This is a genomic window from Gemmatimonadales bacterium (genome assembly GCA_036500345.1).
GTDB lineage: Bacteria > Gemmatimonadota > Gemmatimonadetes > Gemmatimonadales > GWC2-71-9 > Palsa-1233.
This window is the reverse complement of the sequence record DASYCE010000031.1, coordinates 181,892-200,415: the sequence shown is the minus strand read 5'-3', so window position 1 is coordinate 200,415 and position 18,524 is coordinate 181,892. Positions and strand designations below refer to the sequence as shown.

The window sequence follows — 18,524 nt, the reverse complement described above, 5'->3', positions numbered from 1 at the left end:
GGTCAATATGCTGGTCCGAACGAAATCGTCCAGTAGGGGCTCACGCCAGGTCGGTTGAGCGGTTTGGCATAATCAAAGCGGAGGACGACAAAGCCCAGCGCGTTGATCTTGATCGACAGCCCGATCGACTGGAGCGGCGTCCGCACCAGTGCCGGGTTCGCGTCCGCCGCACGATTCCAGCTGAAGGTGGTATTTCCCGCCCAGGCCACGCCGGCATCGTAGAAGAGCGCCCCCTCGATCGGCGGGAAGAGCTGCGGCAACCAGTGCATGTATTGCTGCGACAGAATCGGGAAGCGCAACTCGGCGTTGGCTACGCCGATCGACGTACCGACCAGCTGATCGAGTGGCGCGCACCCCGTCTGCGTATTCGGGTCCGGTGCGATCAGCGCCGCGCATTCGTGACGATCGAACGACCCCGACGTCCAGCCGCGAATCAGGTCGGGATAGCCGAGATACATGGCGAACCTGTCGGCATCACGGCCACTGCGGCCGTAGTACAGGGCGCGCGTTGCCAGCGTGAACGGGCCGAACAGATGATCGTAGCGGCGATAATCCGCCGTCGCCTGGAGATAGGTCCAGCCGCCGATCGCCGGTGCCAGCTCGAACCGCGACCGCCGTCCGAGAAACGGGCCGGTGTACCCTTCGATCGAGTTGTCGTAGACCCACGCCAGCGACGGCTGCACGAACGCGTTTTCGCTCAGCACCGTCTTCTGCGTCGACGGGTCCTCTGTCAGCAGCCCGCTCGACGGATCGAACGGTTCGAGATAGTCGAGCACCGCATCCTCGACGTTGGTGACGTGCATCCCGGTCTCAATCCGCTGGAACCGCGACAGCGGGTAGTAGCCCGTGATGAAAGCCGATCGCAGCACGATCCGTCGCACTTCGGTGACGTAGGTGTCTTCGAACTGGCTCGGCGTCCCTTCCTCGATCGCGGAGCCGTTGTAGAAGAAATACGGATCCTGCGACAAACCGACTGCCCAGTTCATTCGTCGCGTCTGGTTGACATACGCACCGAGCACCTGTGCCTCATCGATCCGCCCGTTGACGAATCCCGAGAAGAGCAGCTCGTGGTCGCCGAGCATGTCGGACATCTGGACCGACGTGCCGCCGAAGACGCCTGAGCCGAAATTGTTGCGCGCGTAGCCGATGCTCGGCCGCGAGACATAGTCCGGCGTGAAGACCGTCTTGTACGGCCGTTCCGAGAAGGTGTTCGTGTCGGGCATCGGGATCTTGCTGGAGTCGATCAACCGGGCAATCGATACCTCGCCGGTGGCAACGCGCGCCGTATCGGCCTGCTTCCCGAGGGAGTCGGCGCGCCGGAAGCCCGTTGGCGACCGGTACAGGGACGTTCCGCCCGCGGTCACCACGTGCGTGGTATCAGCCGGTGGCGCGGCGGGATTGGTCACCGGTGGCCGATTGGTGGCGAGCACGGTCACCGGGCGCCACGGTTCCTTCTTGCGGCTCTCGGGATTGGAGAGCACGTACACGTCGTAATCGCCCTTCTCGTAATAGACGTACGCCAGCTTGTCGGCCTGCCGGGCCCACGACAGCACCGGCGACAGCGGCGTGATCCCCTGCGCGCCGGTAAAGAAATTGGTGATCTGGTACGAATCGCCGGACGCCATGTCGTACAGATAGATGTTGCTCACCCCGGTGCGGTCCGAGATGTACGCGATCGAAGTGCCGGTCGGCGACCATTGCGGTCCCGAATTCTTGCCGACGTCCATTCCCTTGAGTACTTCGATCTGGTTCGAGTCGAAGTGATACAGCGCCAGGCGGTAATTCCCGAAGTGCAGCGTAGTGAAGTCGGTCTCCGGGCCGCGATCGGTGGTGAAGGCGATCGATTTGCCATCCGGCGACCACGCTGGATTCAGGTCGGCATATTTGTCGTTGGTGAGCCGTTTGAGATTGGCGCCGTTCCGATCGACGACGAAGAGATCCGAGAGCCCGCCATCGTATCCGGTGAAGACGAGCCGCGATCCGTCGGGACTCCAGTCGGGAGTGGTGACGCCGCTCAATCCGGTCCGGATCGTGGCAACGGTCTTGTTGGACGCGACGTCGATGATGATGATGTCGTCGTGGGCGCCGTTCTTCCCGGCGAACGCGAGAAACTTCCCGTCGGGCGACCAGCTTGACGAGGAATTGATGAACCGGAACGTTTCGTAGTTTGAGCTCCAGGTCGACTTGAAGAGCCGCCGGTCGGCCTTCCCGTCGGCAACGTTCGCGAGCCAGAGATCGATGAAGTAGAAGTTCTTCTCCGAGAAGTACGCCACCCGGGTTCCGTCCGGCGACAGCGCCGGCGCCAGATGCAGCGTCCCTTCGCTTCGTTCCTTCGTCAGCACAACTTGCGAGATCTGGCCGGCGCGGTCCGCCGTGTTCAGCTGCGGCAGATATTCCTTGTCCACCGCGTCGCGCCACTGGTCGCCGAGTTGCTTGAAGTCGAGACCGATGACCCGCCGAAAGGCGCCCTCGAGCGACCCGGAGCGCGACGCGGAGAGAATCGCACCGATCGCTTCGTCGCCCCAGCGCTGGCCGATGTAACTCAGGATCGCCTGTCCGAAGCGGTAGGGGAAGATGCGCGGATCGGTCTCCAGCTGATGGATCGTCGGGACCTTTCCTTCCTGGGCCGCATCGCGCAACCACATTGCCGTATTCGGGTCAACCCCGCCCAGCGACATGTACTCCGCCATTCCTTCGACGAACCAGAGCGGCGGATTGATCGCGATCAGCGTTTGCACGCCGGCGCCGGCGCGCCCGCCCGACCAGACATCGTACTGGAACTGGTGGGTCATTTCGTGCTGAAGCACGTGCTGCACATCGGCGTAGGATCCGGTGAGCGGAATCACGATCCGGTGCTTCAGGAAGTCGGTGAATCCGCCGGTCCCCTCGGAGACTTCATCAGGAGAGGTATTGGTCTGCTGAAAGTCGGAGAGCGAGGCATAGAGGATGATCGGCTTGCGCTCGCGGAACTGATGACGCAGCACGGTCGAGAGCTCGGTGTACGACCGCTCGGCCATCCGCGCCACATCGAGCGCCGCGTTGTGTTCGATGTCGTAGTAATACAGGTCGAAGTGCTCGGTCTCGAGGACCTTGAACTTGAACCGCGAATACTGAACCTTGTTCTGACCGAAATACTGGGCGGGGAGCGCGGCCGGAACCACGGTCGCAGCAGCGAGGAGCAACCACGCGAGGCGGCGCATCGTCGAAACCTTTCGTCCGGATCGGACGGTCACGGTTCGGAGAGGAGCGTCGGCGCGTCCTGCCACAAGCGCTCGAGCTGGTAAAACGCCCTCGTCTCCGGGTGAAACAGGTGGACTACGAAGTCCACGAAATCGAGTAGGACCCACCGGCCTGCCGAGACGCCTTCGACGTGGTGTGGGCTCCGACCGGTCCGGCTGACTGCGTCGACCACGCCATCGGCGAGCCCTCGAACATGCGCATCAGACGTGCCGGACGCGATGATGAAGAAATCGGCAGCGTCGGAGAGCCCCCGCAGGTCCAGGACCTGGATCCGGACACCCTTGCGATCGTCGATCGCGTTGACCACGGCTCGAACTGCCGGAGGGAGCCGGGGGCCGCGGCGATCAGCCAATCGGGTCAATCCCACTGGATCGGGCCGACGTCGCGACGGGGCCGTTGCAGGTCAAAGATACCCGGCCACTCCGGCGGAGATGGGTGAAATGAGGCGGGAATCGCTCGCTGAACCGATTCCTGACAGGTGTCCTGTTTTCAGGACACTTTGTCCGGATTCCGGACACTCGGTGCTTACTCGCCCGCAACGACGTCGAGCTTGATCTCGCCCTGCACATCGTGATGCAGGCGGACGGAGATCGAGTGGAAGCCGGTCTGCTTGATGGGGTGATCGAGCTCGATCCGCCGCCGGTCGATCGTGATCCCGCGGCTCTCGAGCTCCCGGGCGATCTCGGTCGAGGTGATCGAGCCAAAGAGCCGGCCGTCTTCCCCCGCCTTGGCGGAGAGGCGGAGCGTGACTTCTCCGAGCCGGGCCGCCAGCGCCGACGCGCCGGCCCGCTCCCCTTCGAGGCGGGCGTCGCGCGCCTTGGTTTCCGCTTCGATCCGCTTCCGGTTGCCGTCGGTCGCCTCGAACGCAAGACCGCGCGGGAGAAGGAAGTTGCGGGCATACCCGGGCTTGACCCGCACCAGCTGGCCGGCCTTGCCGAGGGAGGGGACATCCTGACGCAGAATCAATTCCATCATGGGCGAACTCCTGAGGGCGGTGCGGCGCGCCGCCGGAAATCAAGCCACGTGTCGGCGATGCCGACGAGGACGAACCCTACCAGCACAAACGCGAGCGTGAGGAACATTATCACCACGAGGAGCGCGATGAAGAGGGGCGGAGCGTTCCGCATCATCATCGCCACGATCGCCATTCCCCGCAGGCAGTACAGCGCGACGATCACCACCAGCACGTTGGAGCCGACGATGGTCAATGCCGGCGACAGGTGCAGCAGCATGGCGGCGGCCGCGATCAGCAGCGTCCAGACGAGATGGTCGTTGAACCGGAAGTCGCGCAGCGGTGATGCGCCGGGTGCCAGCGGCGTGCGGGCGATCCGCTGGTAATTGTCCCACGCGAGCCAGGTTCCGCCCAGCGCCAGCAACGCGAGGAGGGCGGGGAAGAGGAGCTTGAGTGTGGTCAGCGATGTCGCCAGCAGCGTCGGCAGATCGGTCGCCTGCGCGTCCTGGACAAAGTCACCGGTCCCCGTCGGCGGCGTCGCGGGGAGATTGGTCGCGATCTGCCGCCACGCGCCCCAGGTCTGCGCCACGAGATCGTTCTGCAGGTCGACAAACCGGAGATGCAGGACGAGGAACCAGCCGATCATGGCGACGACCGCGATGGTCACCGCCATCAGGGCACGCGAGACCAGCGAGCGCTTTCCGCCCAGCGTCAGCGCGGCGAGCGCGCCAACGTAGAATGCCGCGGCGGCGCGAATCGTCTGCTGGCTGAGCGATTCGGGGAGCCGGAGCCAGATGACCACCGCGGTGACACACACCGCGATCCAGATCCATTCGCGGAACGTCGTCGGCCGGGAGAGAACCAGCAGGACTGCCAGCGGCCCGAGGAAGAACGCGGCGGAAAACGGGAACGCGACGTAGAAGATCGCCGCGACCGCCAGCAGGCGGAGGTATTGGGACCGGCGCCCGCGCAGTGCGGACGCCGGCACGAATCCGTTCAGCCGCCGAATCCCTTGATGTACGGGAGCAGCGCGACCTGACGGGCTCGCTTGATCGCCGTGCTGAGCTGGCGCTGATGACGCGCGCACGTTCCCGACAGGCGGCTGGGCAACATCTTGCCGCGTTCGGTGAGGAATCGGGTCAGGAGCCGTTCATCCTTGAAATCGACAACGCGGACTCCGGATTCGCAGATCGCACAACTCTTCTGTGGGCGGGGCATTATTCCTCCTCCTCACCGTCTTTGGCGCTGGGCGTCGGCGCCATCTGGGCACCTTCGTCGAGCACCACCAGGTGGCGCAGCAGCCCTTCGTCGAGCTTGAGCGCGCGCTCGAACTCGGGGAGCATCTGCGACCCCGCCTCGAACTTGGTGATCACGTAGTACCCGGTTTCCCGGCCTGAGACCGGATACGCCAGGGTCCGCTTGCCCCAATGGTTGATTGTGACGGCGGCGCCGTCCGACTGGGGGATGAGAGCGTGGAAGCGATTGAGTTTTTCGGTGACCGCGGCCTCTTCGAGCGCTGAATCGAAGATGTAGACCGCCTCGTAACGACGAGCCAAGAGCACCTTCCTTTGGTCTGGAGTAGCCCCGGTGCTGGTGCGGCGACCGAGGAGGATCGATGGGCGAGCCGGCACCAAGATAGGCGGGGGCGAGCGCCGGCGCCAATGCAGGTCTGCGGTCGGCCCCGGGCCAGCTCTGCTACGGCTTGCGGAGAAGCAACCAGCGCAGCTCCGGCTGTGCGTTCGCCCCGGCGCGCTGCACCGCGAGCGAATCTCCTGCAAAGAGGAGGACCCGCGCGCCCTTCGGCAGGTCGAACTTCGCCGTGACCATACCGCCATTGTCTACGGTATAGAAGGTGACGGAATCGCGAGTGATCATCGACGGGCCGACGACGAGGACCCTGCCGTCAGGCGCGGCGAGCAACCCGACGATCGCCGGATGCGTCTTGCCGGTATGGGCAGCGTTCGAGTCAAAACTTGCCAGCAACTGCGGCGGTGCTTTCGCCAGGAACTGACTGCGAAGCTTGCTGATTTCATCGGCTCCCACCGGCGGCCCGGCCACATCGCTGGCGATGCTCCATCGCAACGCCCCCTGCGACGACTGCCGCTTGATCGCGAATCGCTCGCCGGTCGACCAGACCACGTCGCTGTCGGGGGTGAAGGTGAACGGTGGCAGGAGCGCAAAGAGTGGCACCGGGCCGGCCACGCTGTCCTGCACGGCCTGCATCCGCTTCATCCGCAACCAGGGGAGCTGGAGCTTCACCGCGCTGATGCCGAGGGTGTCACCCGGGGAATCGATTTGGCGCAGCTCGAAGGTGGCCGGCGAAATCGAGTCGGCGGATGACGCCCGCACCGACTGCATGAACGTCACGGTGCCGGAGAAACCCATCGCCCGCGTCAGAGCGACCGGGGGAATCGGCCGCGAACTCAGATACTTTCCCGCGCGGTCGTACAGCAGGACATGTGGCGGGGAGCCGTCGATGATCTGGTATCCGCTCGGAGTCGCCGCGACAGACACGACATAGTTGTACTTGTTTTCGCCCGCGCCGCTTTCGCCCAGGGCCGTGGGGTCGACCTTCCCGGGACTCCAGATCTGCACCTGGCGATGAAGTTCCCAGGTCGCGAAAGTGCCGTCGCGCAGCCAGTTCGCGATCGCGGCGCTGATCGGACACGGTGACGCCCCATCGGACTGGCAGATCAACCGTCCGTCCGTGGCGGCGAGCTGCGGCAAGGAATCAAGTTGCGCGGCGGTGACGGTGCGTTCGACGGGGGTATGGCTGGTGATGACCGGCTTCTCCCGGCTGCAGCCGGCGAGCGCCGCCAGCATCAGCACCCATGGCGCCATCGCGTGAGCACCGCGCCACCGTGATGTCCCGATCAATCGTTCCCGCATCGGCCCAACCTCAGGTATTGAATCGGAAGAGCATGACGTCGCCGTCCTGCACGACGTATTCCTTTCCCTCGGCACGCGCCAGCCCCTGTTCGCGTGCCACCTTCCAGCCGCCGACCCGGACAAAATCATCGTAGGCCACGGTCTCGGCGCGGATGAATCCCTTCTCGAAATCGCTGTGGATCACGCCCGCCGCTTCCGGTCCCTTCGCCCCGCGGCGCACGGTCCACGCCCGAACTTCCTTCTCGCCGGCGGTGAAATAGCTCTGCAAGCCGAGCAACCGGTACGCGGCGCGTGCCAATCGATCGAGTCCCGACTCGCTGATGCCGAGCGATTCGAGAAAGGCGGCGCGATCCTCGAGCGGGAGCTCGGCCAGCTCGGCTTCCACCTTCGCGGAGAAGATGACGACGTCGCCGGTCTCGCCGTCGGCGGCGATCGCGGCGCGAAGCTGATCGACGAAAGGATTGCCGGTGGCGAGGTCGTCCTCATGCACGTTCGCCGCGTACAGCACCGGCTTGGCCGTGAGCAGCCCGAAGTTGCGGTAGGTGGCGCGCTCTTCGTCGGTGGGCACGACGGTGCGGGCCATCTGCCCGTTTCCCACTGCGGCGACGAGGCGTTCGAGCAGTCCCGCTTCCATCTTCGCCTGCGGGTCGCCGGTGCGCGCGGCACGGTGCGCCTTGTCGAGCCGCTTCTCGAGCGATGCGAGGTCGGCGAGGGCGAGTTCGGTGTTGATCACGCCGCGATCGCGAACCGGATCGACGCTTCCCATCACGTGCTGGATATCGTCGTCGGCGAAACACCGGACCACCTGCACGATGGCGTCGACTTCCCGGATGTTGGCCAGGAACTGGTTGCCGAGCCCCTCGCCTTGCGAGGCTCCCTTCACCAGGCCGGCGATATCGACGAATTGCACCGTGGCGGGAACGATCCGCTGCGGATGGACGAATTCGGAGATCCGTGCGAGGCGTTCGTCCGGAACTTCGACGACGCCGGTGTTCGGTTCGATCGTCGCGAACGGATAATTCGCCACCAGCGCGCCGGCGGAAGTCAGCGCGTTGAACAACGTCGACTTGCCGACGTTGGGGAGCCCGACGATTCCGAGGGAAAGCATCAGCGGGGGCGGTGTGCTACCGCCCCAGCGAGGCGAACCATGGCGCGAAGACCAGCGCCACGACGGCGGTCACCTTGATCAGGATGTTGATCCCCGGTCCCGAGGTGTCCTTGAACGGGTCGCCCACGGTGTCGCCGACGACGGCGGCCTTGTGTGCCGGCGATCCCTTGCCATCGTGCGCGCCGGCTTCGATGTACTTCTTGGCATTGTCCCACGCGCCGCCGGCGTTGGCCATCATCAAGGCGAGGAGGGCGCCGCTCAACGTCGTTCCCGCGAGCAGGCCACCGAGTGCCTGCACGCCGAGGAGCGACCCGACCACAACCGGCATCCCGACCGCCAGCACGCCGGGGGCGACCATTTCCTTTAGCGCGGAACGTGTCGTGATGTCGACTACGCGCGCCGAATCGGCGGTCGCGGTTCCCTCCATCAATCCGGCGATCTCGCGGAACTGGCGGCGCACTTCCATCACGACGCCCTGCGCCGCGCGCCCGACCGCCGTCATGGTCATCGCGCCGAACAGGAACGGTGTGACGCCGCCGATGAAGAGGCCGATTACCACCATGTGGTCGGTGAGGTCGAGCGACAGCGGATGACCGGTGTGCGCTTCAATCGACGACGCGTACGCCGAGAAGAGCGCCAGCGCGGTCAGCACCGCCGACCCGATGGCGAATCCCTTGCCGATCGCGGCCGTGGTGTTGCCGAGCGAGTCGAGCTTGTCGGTGATCTTGCGCACTTCGGGGCCAAGATGGCTCATCTCGGAAATACCGCCGGCGTTGTCGGCGATCGGGCCGTACGCGTCGACGGTCATGATGATGCCGACGGTGCCGAGCATGCCGACCGCCGCGATGCCGATGCCGTAGAGCGACGCGAAATGATTGGCGATCCAGATCGCGAGGCAGACGACGAGAATCGGTGCGGCCGTCGACCGGAGACCGACGGCGAGCCCGCTGATCAGATTGGTTGCCGGGCCGGTGAGCGAGGCGTCGGCGATTTCGCGCACCGGGCCCGCCGACGTGTAGTGCTCGGTGATCAGGCCGATGGCGACGCCGGCGAGTGTGCCGACCAGAATGGCGACGAACGGACCGTCGGCATCAGTCCCCATGACAGCGATCGGAAGGTCGCGCACCAGGAACCAGGACATCAGCACGAAGAGCGCGGCACCCAGCATCTGTACGATGCGCAATGCCGCGGCGGGCGAGCCGCTCTTGAAGAGGCGCATCGAGAAGATACCAATGGTCGATGCGACGAGGCCGGCGGCTGCGAGCGCCAGCGGCAGCGCCACCGCGTTGACCCGCGATGCGTTATCGACCACCGCGCTGGTCGAGGCGATCGCCACGGCTGCGACGACTGCGTCGACGTAACTCTCATAGATGTCGGCGCCCATCCCGGCGACGTCGCCGACGTTGTCACCGACGTTGTCGGCGACGACGGCGGGATTGCGCGGGTCGTCTTCGGGGATGCCGACTTCGACCTTGCCGACGAGGTCGGCGCCGACGTCGGCGGCCTTGGTGTAGATCCCGCCGCCGACACGCGCGAAGAGTGCGATCGACGACGCACCCATCGCGAAGCCGCTCATCGTCTCGGCGAAATCGCTGAACATCTGCGGCGTGATTCCGCTGGCGGACAGATCGAGCGTGCGGTCGAGCACGATGCCGAGCCCGAGCAGGCCGAGCGATGCCACGGCGAGCCCCATCACCGATCCGCCGTCGAAAGCGATCTCCAGCGCACGGGCCTGTCCGTGGGAGCGGGCCGCCTCGGTGGTGCGCACGTTCGACTTGGTGGCGGACTTCATTCCCATGAATCCGGCCGCGACCGAGCAGACGCCGCCGAAGACGAACGCCGCGGCGATCCCGACCCCGATCTTCCACGCCAGCACCAGCGCGACGATCACGACGACCGGCGCAAGGACGATGTATTCACGGCGCAGGAACGCCATGGCGCCCTGCTCGATCAATCCGGAGATTTCGCGCATCCGCGGATTGCCGACCGGCTGTCGCTTGAGGTAGACGTACATCGCGAGGGCGCCGCAGAGGCCGAGTGCGCCGAGAAAGGGGATGTAACGGACGTATAGCTCGAGATGCACGACTGGCTCCTCAGGAGATCACGCGCAGAGCGTGCCTCAGCGATTGTACCGATTCATGGCGCGTTCGATTCCGTCACTCACCCAGCACTCCACCGCCTCGGCCATCCGGTCTGCCGCCGCGTCAAACGCCGCGCGTTCATCCGCCGACATCCGTCCCAGGACCCAGTCGGCCAGGTCGTCGTATTCCTGCGGCTTGGCACCGACACCGATGCGCAGCCGAGCGTAATCCTGTCGATGCAGCGCGCCCTCGATGCTCTTGAGCCCGTTGTGCCCGCCGGGCGAACCGGCACCCTTCAGCTTGAACACGCCAGGCTCGAATGCCACGTCGTCCACCAGCACCAGCAGATCGGCCGCCGGGTCGAACCCGGGCCCGCGCAGCGGTCGCAACACCTGGCCGCTGGCGTTCATGAACGTCTGCGGCTTCAAGACGCGAACGGGGACGCTGCCGAGCGTCCCCGCGGCGGCCATCGCATCGCCCGACCGTCGGAATGCCGGCAACCCCCACCGGTGAGCCAGGCGATCGGCGAGGAGGAAGCCCGCGTTGTGCCGCGAACGTTCGTACTCCGGTCCCGGGTTGCCGAGACCGACGATCGCCTTGCCCACTTACTTGCCGGCGGGTTTGGCCTCGGCCGCTGCGCCCTCTTCGCCCTCTTCGCCCTTCCCCTTCTTGATGACTTCGGGCTCTCCGGCAGCCGCTTCCGGCGTCTCGGCCGAGGCTTCGGCGCGGGTCACGACCACGGAGACAACCGAGACGTCGCCGTCGTTCATGATTTCGCCGACCAGAACCGAGATGTCGCTGATATGGATCGCGTGACCGACGGTGAGGTTGGTCACGTCGACTTCGATGTGATCGGGGATGTCGCCCGGGAGGACCTTGAGCGAGATCCGGTGCAGGTGATGATCGAGCACGCCGCCCTGATTCCGGACGCCCTCCGCGGTGCCGATGATATGCACCGGGACCTCGACGACGATTGGCTTGTCTGCGACCACGGCGTAGAGGTCGAGGTGGATCACGTCGCTGCGGCGCACCGGATTGCGCTGCACTTCGCGCACCAGGGCCCGCACCGGCGCGGCACCATCGATCGAGACGTCGAGGAGGGCCGCTTCGCCGCCGATCAGTTCGAGCAGCTTGCCGAGGGCACGATGCTCAACTGTGAGGGGGCGCGCTTCGAGCGCCTGCCCATAGAGCACGGCGGGAACCTTCCCCTGGCGTCGTAGCGAGCGGGCGGCACCCTTGCCGGTATCGGTCCGCGATTCCGCGGCGAGATTCACATGCTGCATTGGTCTGCTCCGTCCTTGTCAGTCGAACAGCGACGATACCGACTGGTCGCTATGTGTGTAGCCAATCACCTTCGCCAGTAGCCCCGCAATCGACAGGACCTTGAGCGCCGGAAAATGCCGATCCGGGGGGAGTGCGATCGTGTTGGTGACCGCCACCTCGGTCACAGGTGCCTGCGACAGCCGCGCCACGGCCGGTCCCGACAGGAGCGCATGCGTGGCGCAGATGTAGATATCCCGCGCGCCGAGCTTCTTGAGCGCGTGGGCTGCTTCCGCCATCGTTCCCCCGGTATCGATCATGTCGTCGGGGATGATGCAGTTCTTTCCTTCGACTTCGCCGACGACGTTGACCGCGTCGACCACGTTCGCCGTGGTGCGCCGCTTGTCGATGATCGCCAGCGACCCGTTCAACCGCTTGGCAAAGCCGCGGGCCATCTTGGCAGACCCGACGTCGGCGGCGACGACGGCCACATCGGTCAGCCCCATCTGCCGGTAGTACTGCGTGAAGACCGGCGCGGCATAGAGGTGGTCGACCGGCAGGTCGAAGAACCCCTGGAGCTGATGCTGATGGAAGTCCATCGCCAGCACCCGATCGGCGCCTGCCGTGGACACCATGTTGGCCATCAGCTTCGCCGAGATCGCCACCCGGCCCTGGTCCTTCCGGTCCTGGCGTGCGTAGCCGAAGTAGGGGATCACGGCCGTGATCCGTGCCGCGCTCGCCCGCTTTGCCGCATCCATCAGGAGGAGCAGCTCGAGGAGATTCTCCGCCGGCGGGTTGGTCGGCTGGATGATGTAGACGTCCCGCCCGCGCACGTTCTCATCGATTTTGACAAACACTTCACCATCGGCAAACCGCCGGGTCGCCACGTTGCAGAGCTTGGTGTCGAGCTGCTCCGCAATCTCCTCGGCGAGCGGCCGGTTGGCCGACCCGCAGAGGAGCAACATCGGCTTCGGCATCAGCGGTAGATCGGCCATAAAGATAGCCATCAAAGATAGTTACGTGGCGGGGTGTCGGTCAAACGAGGTGGGGGTCGAGCGATTGCCCCTCTTGGAATCGAACCAAGATTCGCGGCTCCAAAGGCCGCTGTCTTGCCTTTAGACGAAGGGGCACCAGCGCCCGGAACTTATACCATCGATTGGTGCCCGGGGGAGGCCGGTCACCCCCGGTTCGGTCAGCTGGATACGGTCGAAATCAGCCGGCCATGCTTCCCGCCAAGCCGTTCGGCTGCGTCATCGCGGTCGCGCTCGGTCCGGTAGACCGCAAAGAGCGCCGACCCCGAACCGGTCATCCGGCAGAGGATCGGATGGGTCGCCGCCAGCGCCTCGAAGCCGGCGCGGATCCGGGGATGGTCGGCGAAGGCGACGCTCTCGAATTCGTTTCCTGCCAGCCGCGCGATATCGCTCCAGCGGTGGAGCACCTCGAGGTCAAGCGCCACACTGCCACGTTGCCCGGCTGATCGGCGCGATTCATCAACGCGCCGGTACGCATCGGCGGTCGAGATCGACACGCCGGTGTCGAGGATCAGGATCGGCAACGACGGCAGCGACTCCAGACGCAGCATCCGCTGCCCGTGACCCCAGGCGAGCGCGCATCCGGTCTCCAGCAGAAAGAACGGAACGTCCGCGCCCAGCCGGTAGGCCGCGTGCAGCAATTCGGATCGCGGCACGGCGTTGTTGGCGAGCTGGTTGACCGCCAGCAGTGCGCCGGCGGCATCGCTGGAGCCGCCGCCAAGTCCCGCGGCGACCGGAATTCGCTTGGTCAGGTGCATCGTCACGCCAAACCGCCGGCCGGTGACCTGCAGCACGGCATCGGCCGCGCGCCACGCAAGGTTCTCTTCGCCCGGGCCGACATCGGCGCCTTCGACCGTCAGTGCAATCCCGCTCCCCGTCCGTTCAACAGCCAGCGTGTCTGCGAGTCCGACCCGGCAGAAGCACGTCTCGATCCCGTGATAGCCGTCCTCCTCGCGGGCGAGGACGCGCAGGAAGAGGTTGACCTTCGCCGGGCAGTCGCGGACGATCGAATCGGTCATGTCGACGCCGTCGTCGGTGCGCGCAGTCGCGTCCCGGTGCGAATCGCCTCGAACGCGCCGAGGAAGGTGATCGGCACGAACGTGGTGAGGTGATAGACGAGGGCGCAGGCGAGCGCCGCATCCTTGTCGACGCCGTACAGCAGGAGTGCTGCGGGGATCACGGTCTCGAAGACGCCGATGTACCCCGGCGTCGACGGGATGGCGATGACGATCATCAGTGCACCCTGGACGATGAACGCCGCCGAAATCGGCACGTTGAAATGGAATGCCTTGAACGCGAGGTAGAATCCGAGCGCGTTGATGCTCCAGATCACCAGCGACCAGACCACGACCGGAATCGCGCGCCGGGGATCTCGCATCGCGCCGAGGCCGCGAAGGATATTGTCGGCAAATCCCACCAGCCAGGTCGCGACCCGTCCCGACGGCAGCATTCGTTCGAGCAACGCGAGTGCCGTCGGGCGTCGCCACGCGGCGAGGAGTGCCAGCGCAAGCACCACGGCGCAGACGACGCCGGTCCGCGTCGCGACGACGCTGATCGGCGGCCCGTTTCCGATCCGGGCGCCCGCCGGAAGATTCGCGGTCATCAGTCCGGCGCCCAACAGCGCGAGGACGGTGAGCGCGTCGATGACCCGTTCGATCGCGACGCTCGAGAGTACCGTACCGAACGGAATCCCGGTGAGGCGGCTTGCCGCGCCGATGCGAATGACTTCGCCGGCGCGCGCAGGAAGCGTGTTGTTGGCGGCGAACCCGATCGCGATCGATTGCCACAACGGGCGAAAGGTGGTCGCTGGTCGATCCTCCGAGTGGAGGAGCAGCTGCCACCGCGGTACGCGAAGCGGGAAGGGAATGGTGGCAAGCGTTACGGCGAGGAGCAGCGGCGCAACACTCAGCGTCTGGACATGCGTCCAGATCGTTGAGTAGTCGGTGTGGCGAAATGCCAGCCAGACCAGCAAGGCAGAGATGGCGATCCCGGCCACGATCTGCACCGTAGCCGCGCCGCGGCGATCAGGCGGCGTCACGCGCCAGCGGCACGAGATCAAGCAATTCGTGGATGTACGGCCGGAGGGTGTCCAGCGACACACTCGGCTCTGCCAGGACCGCGTGGATCTCGATCCGGACCTCGGCCGCGCGAGCGAGGGCGCTCGCTCCGCGGTAGATCAGCGTCGCGATCGGAACGATCTCCGCGCCGATCAGTCCGCTCAACGATGGTGCCTCGGCCGATGACGCGGTACCGCGCCCACGACGATCGGCGAAGGCGCGTTCGAGCCGCGACGGATCTCCCGGTGCCGTGTCGGGAATCGATATGACGGGATCCGGCGCGAGCGACTCGATCGACACGACGGCGGTGTCGTCGGGTGCGAGCGACTCGATCGGCACGACGTCGAACGTTTCGTCCGGTGCGAGCGATTCGATCGGCACGACTTCGAACGCCTCGTCCGCCGCAAGTGATTCGATCGGCACGACCTCGAACGGCTCGTCCACGACGAGACTCGCGATCGGCACGACCTCGGCAGCGTCTTCGAGCGGTACGGGTTCGACCTGCGCGTCGGTCGGCGCAACCAATTGCTCCTCGGCGTGCGTCTCGGCGGCGCTCGGCGATGCGACTGATCTCCCTGGCGGTGTCGTATCGATGCCGCCCGCGGGGGCGCCGAGCGACACCATCACCAGCGACGTGGCGATTGCGTCGCGCCGATTCGCGAGCGCCGCGTGGTCAGTGACACTCGCCCCTTCCACGAGGAAGCGGCCCGATCCCCGCAGCATCGCCACGAACGCCTCCGGCCGCTCGATCGCGATGCGGCGGCTGATGGCGGTGGTGATCGCGTCGGCGAGGGGCGAGAGAAAACGTCCGGTGGCGCTCCGCGACGGCATCGCCGAGAGGGTGCGGTGCAGCACGAAGAGGCGCAGGTCGCGCGCCGCCGGCGTTGCGGGGCGGGAGAGGGCGTCGGCGACGAGCAGCAGATGATCGCCGACGCTGACGAGTTCGACCGGTACCGGCACCGATTCGGGCGACGGCTGCGGCGGTGTGCCACGATGCAGGATCGGGTCGACGCCGGTCGGCGCCAGTGTCGCAATCGGGACGACGTCTTGTTCGGCGGCGTAGCTCTCCAGGAGCCGCTTGGCGATCCCGTCGAGCTCCGGCGGCGGCACGATCCGCCCCGAATCAGCCACTGCGCGCGCCATCGCGGCGAGTGCGTGCGCCGCATCGCCGAAGACCGCGGCGACATTCGGCGGCGGTGGAACGTCACTGAGCAATGTGCGCGTCACCACTTCCATCGCGTCGAGCAATTCGGGCAGCGGCGACAGTTCCGCGGACGCGCCAAGACCGCGGAGCGACTGCATCCGCTCCAGCACGGCGGAGAGCGCCGCGGTGGGAGGGACGGGAGCGAGCGCGCGCGAGGCTTGTTCCAGCGACCCCGCGATGAGTGCCGACTCGCGCGCAATGAACGCGCGAACACCGGGTGTGAGCGCTGCCGGTGCCGGTGCCGTCGATCGTGCCGGGCGGCCCGAGAGGACCTGGTCGAGACGCTCGGCGAGCGCCAGCGCCTGCCGATCGTCTGCCGCTTCCCAGCTTGCCGCGCGGGTCATCAGCGCACGCAGCGTCGCCAGCCCCTCGATCCACGCCTCACGGGCATTCGGTTCCCACGCCAGCGCGTGATCGCGAACCTGCCGCGCGATCGCTTCCAGTCCAGCGGCGGTGCGGGCGTACGTCCCGAGGCCGGCCATCAGCGCGGCACCGCGCAGGGCACGGGCACCCCGAACCAGTCGCTCGGCATCGGGGCGGTCGTGCGCGTTGGCGAGCGGTTCGAGATCGGAGAGGTACTCGCTCGCCTCGAGCGTGAAGAACTCTGCCCGCCGGGAGGTGGTACTCACCGGCCGGCGTCCGCCAGGATCGCCTTCATGTCACGAACAGCGGTGCCGATACCGGTAAAGACGCTGCGGCTGATGATGCTGTGGCCGATGTTGAGCTCCTCGATGGCTGCGATCCTGGCGACCGCGGCAGTGCTCTCGTAGGTCAATCCGTGACCGGCGTGCACCGCAAGCCCGAGCGACGCGGCGTACTCGGCCGCGCTGGTCAGCTCGTCGAGCGCGGTCGGGTCGTCACGCCACCGGTGGGAGTATCGGCCGGTGTGGAGTTCGATCGCCGGGACCCCGAGGTCCTTGGCGGCGTCGATCGTCTCGGTGGCAGGATCGATGAAGAGCGAGACATGCAATCCGGCTTCGTCGAGGCGGCGGATGGCGCCACGAAGCTTGCCATCACGCTGGGACAGGTCGAGGCCTCCCTCGGTGGTGACTTCTTCCCGCCGCTCGGGTACGAGCGTGACCTGATAGGGACGGATGTCGCACGCGATCGCGACGATGTCGTCGCGGGCAGCGAGCTCGAGATTGCAGACGGTTCCCACCGCGGCAGCGATCGCTCGCACATCGGCGTCCTGGATGTGCCGGCGGTCCTCCCTGAGGTGCACGGTGATCCCGTCGGCACCGGCGCGTTCTGCCTCACGCGCCGCGGCGAGCGGCGCAGGTTCGTCGGTCTGACGCGCCTGCCGGATCGTCGCGACGTGGTCCACATTGATGTACAGCCGGAGTGGTCGCATTCAGCTTCCGAAGTATTACGTTTCGCCCTTCACGCCAGGACTGGAGATTGTCGATGCTGGAACGCGCCGTTCGTTCATCGATCGTGGCACTCGTCCTCGCATCCCCCGCGGCGCTCGCCGCGCAATCCGGCAAGGGTGGTTCGTCACCGTCCGCCGCCGCGGTCGGCCTGATGAACGCGATTGCCGACAGCAATCTTACCCGGATGTCCGAGCTCTTTGGCAACACCAAGGGGCCGGTCGCCAAGACCCGCCCCACTGGCTACGAGAAGAAACTCGTCATCATGCAGGCGATGCTGCGCGGCGTCCATGCCACGGCCCATGGCGATATCACGACGAAGGACGGCGTTCACGCCGTGACGACCGAGCTCGAGCACAATGGCTGCAAGGCGACGATCTCGATTAACACGGTCCATTCCAGCACCGGCTGGCTGGTGCACGACTTCGATCTCGAGCAGGCGAGCAAGATCAACCAGCCGTGTCAGCACGCGCAGCGCCCCGGGAACTAACGGCGGTCTGGCGGCGTTTGCGGTGTTGCATGTGCACTATTCGGTGAGTTCGATAAGGGTGCCCTGGCCGGCCTTGGGATGCACAAAGGCGATACGATGGCCTCCGGCGCCGAGGCGAGGGGTCTCGTCGATCAGGGTGTAGCCATAGAGGCGGCAGGCCGCGAGGGCCGCATCAAGATCAGCGACGCGGTAGCAGACGTGGTGCAAACCGGGGCCGCGTCGGGCGATGAATCTGGCGATCGGAGAATCGTCGACGACGGACTGGAGCAGTTCGACTTCCGAGTCGCCGAACGCGAGATGGGCGATGCGGGCGCCGTCAGCCTCTTCGGTACCGCGCGGCTGCAGACCGAGGACGTCGCGGTAGAATGCGAGCGAGGCATCGAGGTCGGCGACCGCGATGCCAAGATGGGCGATGACAGGGTGCATGGGACCGGAACTTAACGCGAGATCGCAAGGAGCGGCGGCGGGATGAGCGACAGCACTGTGGCGGTGACGGATCAGACGTTCGATGGCGAAGTGACCAATGCGAAGGGGCTGGTGCTGGTGGACTTCTGGGCGACGTGGTGCGGACCATGCCGGATGATCGCGCCGACCCTTGACGCCCTTGCCAAGGAATACGCCGGCAAGATCAAGATCACGAAGCTGGATGTCGACGCCAACAATCCAACAGCCACCAAGTTCAACGTGCGCTCCATCCCGACCTTGATGTTCTTCAAGGATGGCCGCCACGTCGATACGCTGGTGGGTGCCCACCCGCGGCCGTCGATCGAGGCCAAGATCAACCAGCATCTCGCCGCCTGACGCAGTACCGTGCCTGCCCGGATCCCGGGTGGGCACAGCACGGT

Annotated in this window: 19 protein-coding genes and 1 tRNA gene; 2 read left to right on the top strand and 18 right to left on the bottom strand. The window is 66.0% G+C overall.

Annotated elements, in window-relative coordinates; translation table 11 throughout:
- Positions 1-2: 2 nt before the first annotated feature.
- The 17 genes from VGM20_14180 to VGM20_14100 form a co-directional block, all read right to left on the bottom strand.
- Positions 3-3,200 carry a DPP IV N-terminal domain-containing protein gene (locus VGM20_14180; protein HEY4102014.1) on the bottom strand — a complete coding sequence of 1,066 codons (3,198 nt, stop codon included), beginning with the start codon at positions 3,198-3,200 and terminating at the stop codon, positions 3-5.
- Between the two features lie 29 nt (positions 3,201-3,229).
- Positions 3,230-3,547: a ribosome silencing factor gene (rsfS, locus tag VGM20_14175; protein HEY4102013.1), complete on the bottom strand. Its 318-nt coding sequence runs from the start codon at positions 3,545-3,547 to the stop codon at positions 3,230-3,232.
- Between the two features lie 218 nt (positions 3,548-3,765).
- On the bottom strand, positions 3,766-4,215 hold the full coding sequence (gene rplI, locus VGM20_14170; GenBank protein ID HEY4102012.1) for a 50S ribosomal protein L9: 450 nt from the start codon (positions 4,213-4,215) through the stop codon (positions 3,766-3,768).
- Complete coding sequence (locus VGM20_14165) at positions 4,212-5,180, bottom strand: DUF2232 domain-containing protein (protein HEY4102011.1); 969 nt, start codon at positions 5,178-5,180, stop codon at positions 4,212-4,214. The genes rplI and VGM20_14165 overlap by 4 nt, the downstream gene beginning before the upstream one ends.
- Positions 5,181-5,188: 8 nt before the next feature.
- Positions 5,189-5,410 carry a 30S ribosomal protein S18 gene (rpsR, locus tag VGM20_14160; protein HEY4102010.1) on the bottom strand — a complete coding sequence of 74 codons (222 nt, stop codon included), beginning with the start codon at positions 5,408-5,410 and terminating at the stop codon, positions 5,189-5,191.
- On the bottom strand, positions 5,410-5,748 hold the full coding sequence (gene rpsF, locus VGM20_14155) for a 30S ribosomal protein S6 (protein ID HEY4102009.1): 339 nt from the start codon (positions 5,746-5,748) through the stop codon (positions 5,410-5,412). The genes rpsR and rpsF overlap by 1 nt, the downstream gene beginning before the upstream one ends.
- Positions 5,749-5,887: 139 nt before the next feature.
- The gene (locus VGM20_14150; protein ID HEY4102008.1) at positions 5,888-7,081 is read right to left on the bottom strand and encodes a hypothetical protein; all 1,194 of its coding nucleotides are present in this window, start codon (positions 7,079-7,081) and stop codon (positions 5,888-5,890) included.
- A gap of 10 nt (positions 7,082-7,091) precedes the next feature.
- Positions 7,092-8,189, bottom strand: coding sequence for a redox-regulated ATPase YchF (gene ychF / locus VGM20_14145; GenBank protein HEY4102007.1), 1,098 nt, complete (start codon positions 8,187-8,189; stop codon positions 7,092-7,094).
- 16 nt (positions 8,190-8,205) lie between these two features.
- Positions 8,206-10,272 carry a sodium-translocating pyrophosphatase gene (locus tag VGM20_14140; GenBank protein HEY4102006.1) on the bottom strand — a complete coding sequence of 689 codons (2,067 nt, stop codon included), beginning with the start codon at positions 10,270-10,272 and terminating at the stop codon, positions 8,206-8,208.
- Between the two features lie 36 nt (positions 10,273-10,308).
- Positions 10,309-10,875 carry an aminoacyl-tRNA hydrolase gene (gene pth, locus VGM20_14135; GenBank protein HEY4102005.1) on the bottom strand — a complete coding sequence of 189 codons (567 nt, stop codon included), beginning with the start codon at positions 10,873-10,875 and terminating at the stop codon, positions 10,309-10,311.
- Positions 10,876-11,553 (bottom strand): 50S ribosomal protein L25, encoded by a 678-nt coding sequence (locus tag VGM20_14130; GenBank protein HEY4102004.1) that lies wholly within the window; start codon positions 11,551-11,553, stop codon positions 10,876-10,878.
- Between the two features lie 18 nt (positions 11,554-11,571).
- Positions 11,572-12,525: a ribose-phosphate pyrophosphokinase gene (locus VGM20_14125; GenBank protein ID HEY4102003.1), complete on the bottom strand. Its 954-nt coding sequence runs from the start codon at positions 12,523-12,525 to the stop codon at positions 11,572-11,574.
- Positions 12,526-12,589: 64 nt separating this feature from the next.
- Positions 12,590-12,660 (bottom strand) — tRNA-Gln (locus tag VGM20_14120).
- A gap of 62 nt (positions 12,661-12,722) precedes the next feature.
- Complete coding sequence (ispE, locus tag VGM20_14115; protein ID HEY4102002.1) at positions 12,723-13,580, bottom strand: 4-(cytidine 5'-diphospho)-2-C-methyl-D-erythritol kinase; 858 nt, start codon at positions 13,578-13,580, stop codon at positions 12,723-12,725.
- Positions 13,577-14,599, bottom strand: a complete 1,023-nt coding sequence (locus VGM20_14110) for a lysylphosphatidylglycerol synthase transmembrane domain-containing protein (GenBank protein ID HEY4102001.1) — start codon at positions 14,597-14,599, stop codon at positions 13,577-13,579. The genes ispE and VGM20_14110 overlap by 4 nt, the downstream gene beginning before the upstream one ends.
- Positions 14,586-16,451 (bottom strand): Hpt domain-containing protein, encoded by a 1,866-nt coding sequence (locus VGM20_14105; GenBank protein ID HEY4102000.1) that lies wholly within the window; start codon positions 16,449-16,451, stop codon positions 14,586-14,588. Before VGM20_14105 ends, VGM20_14110 begins: the two co-directional genes overlap by 14 nt.
- On the bottom strand, positions 16,448-17,173 hold the full coding sequence (locus tag VGM20_14100; protein HEY4101999.1) for a pyridoxine 5'-phosphate synthase: 726 nt from the start codon (positions 17,171-17,173) through the stop codon (positions 16,448-16,450). Before VGM20_14100 ends, VGM20_14105 begins: the two co-directional genes overlap by 4 nt.
- A gap of 53 nt (positions 17,174-17,226) precedes the next feature.
- Between VGM20_14100 and VGM20_14095 the strand changes: the two genes are divergently transcribed.
- Entirely contained in the window at positions 17,227-17,679 is a 453-nt protein-coding gene (locus VGM20_14095; GenBank protein ID HEY4101998.1) for a hypothetical protein, read from the top strand.
- 36 nt (positions 17,680-17,715) lie between these two features.
- Here VGM20_14095 and mce read toward each other — a convergent pair whose 3' ends face one another.
- Positions 17,716-18,105: a methylmalonyl-CoA epimerase gene (mce, locus tag VGM20_14090; GenBank protein HEY4101997.1), complete on the bottom strand. Its 390-nt coding sequence runs from the start codon at positions 18,103-18,105 to the stop codon at positions 17,716-17,718.
- 42 nt (positions 18,106-18,147) lie between these two features.
- On the opposite strand from mce, the gene trxA reads away from it, so the two are divergent.
- Complete coding sequence (trxA, locus tag VGM20_14085) at positions 18,148-18,480, top strand: thioredoxin (GenBank protein ID HEY4101996.1); 333 nt, start codon at positions 18,148-18,150, stop codon at positions 18,478-18,480.
- Positions 18,481-18,524: the final 44 nt, after the last annotated feature.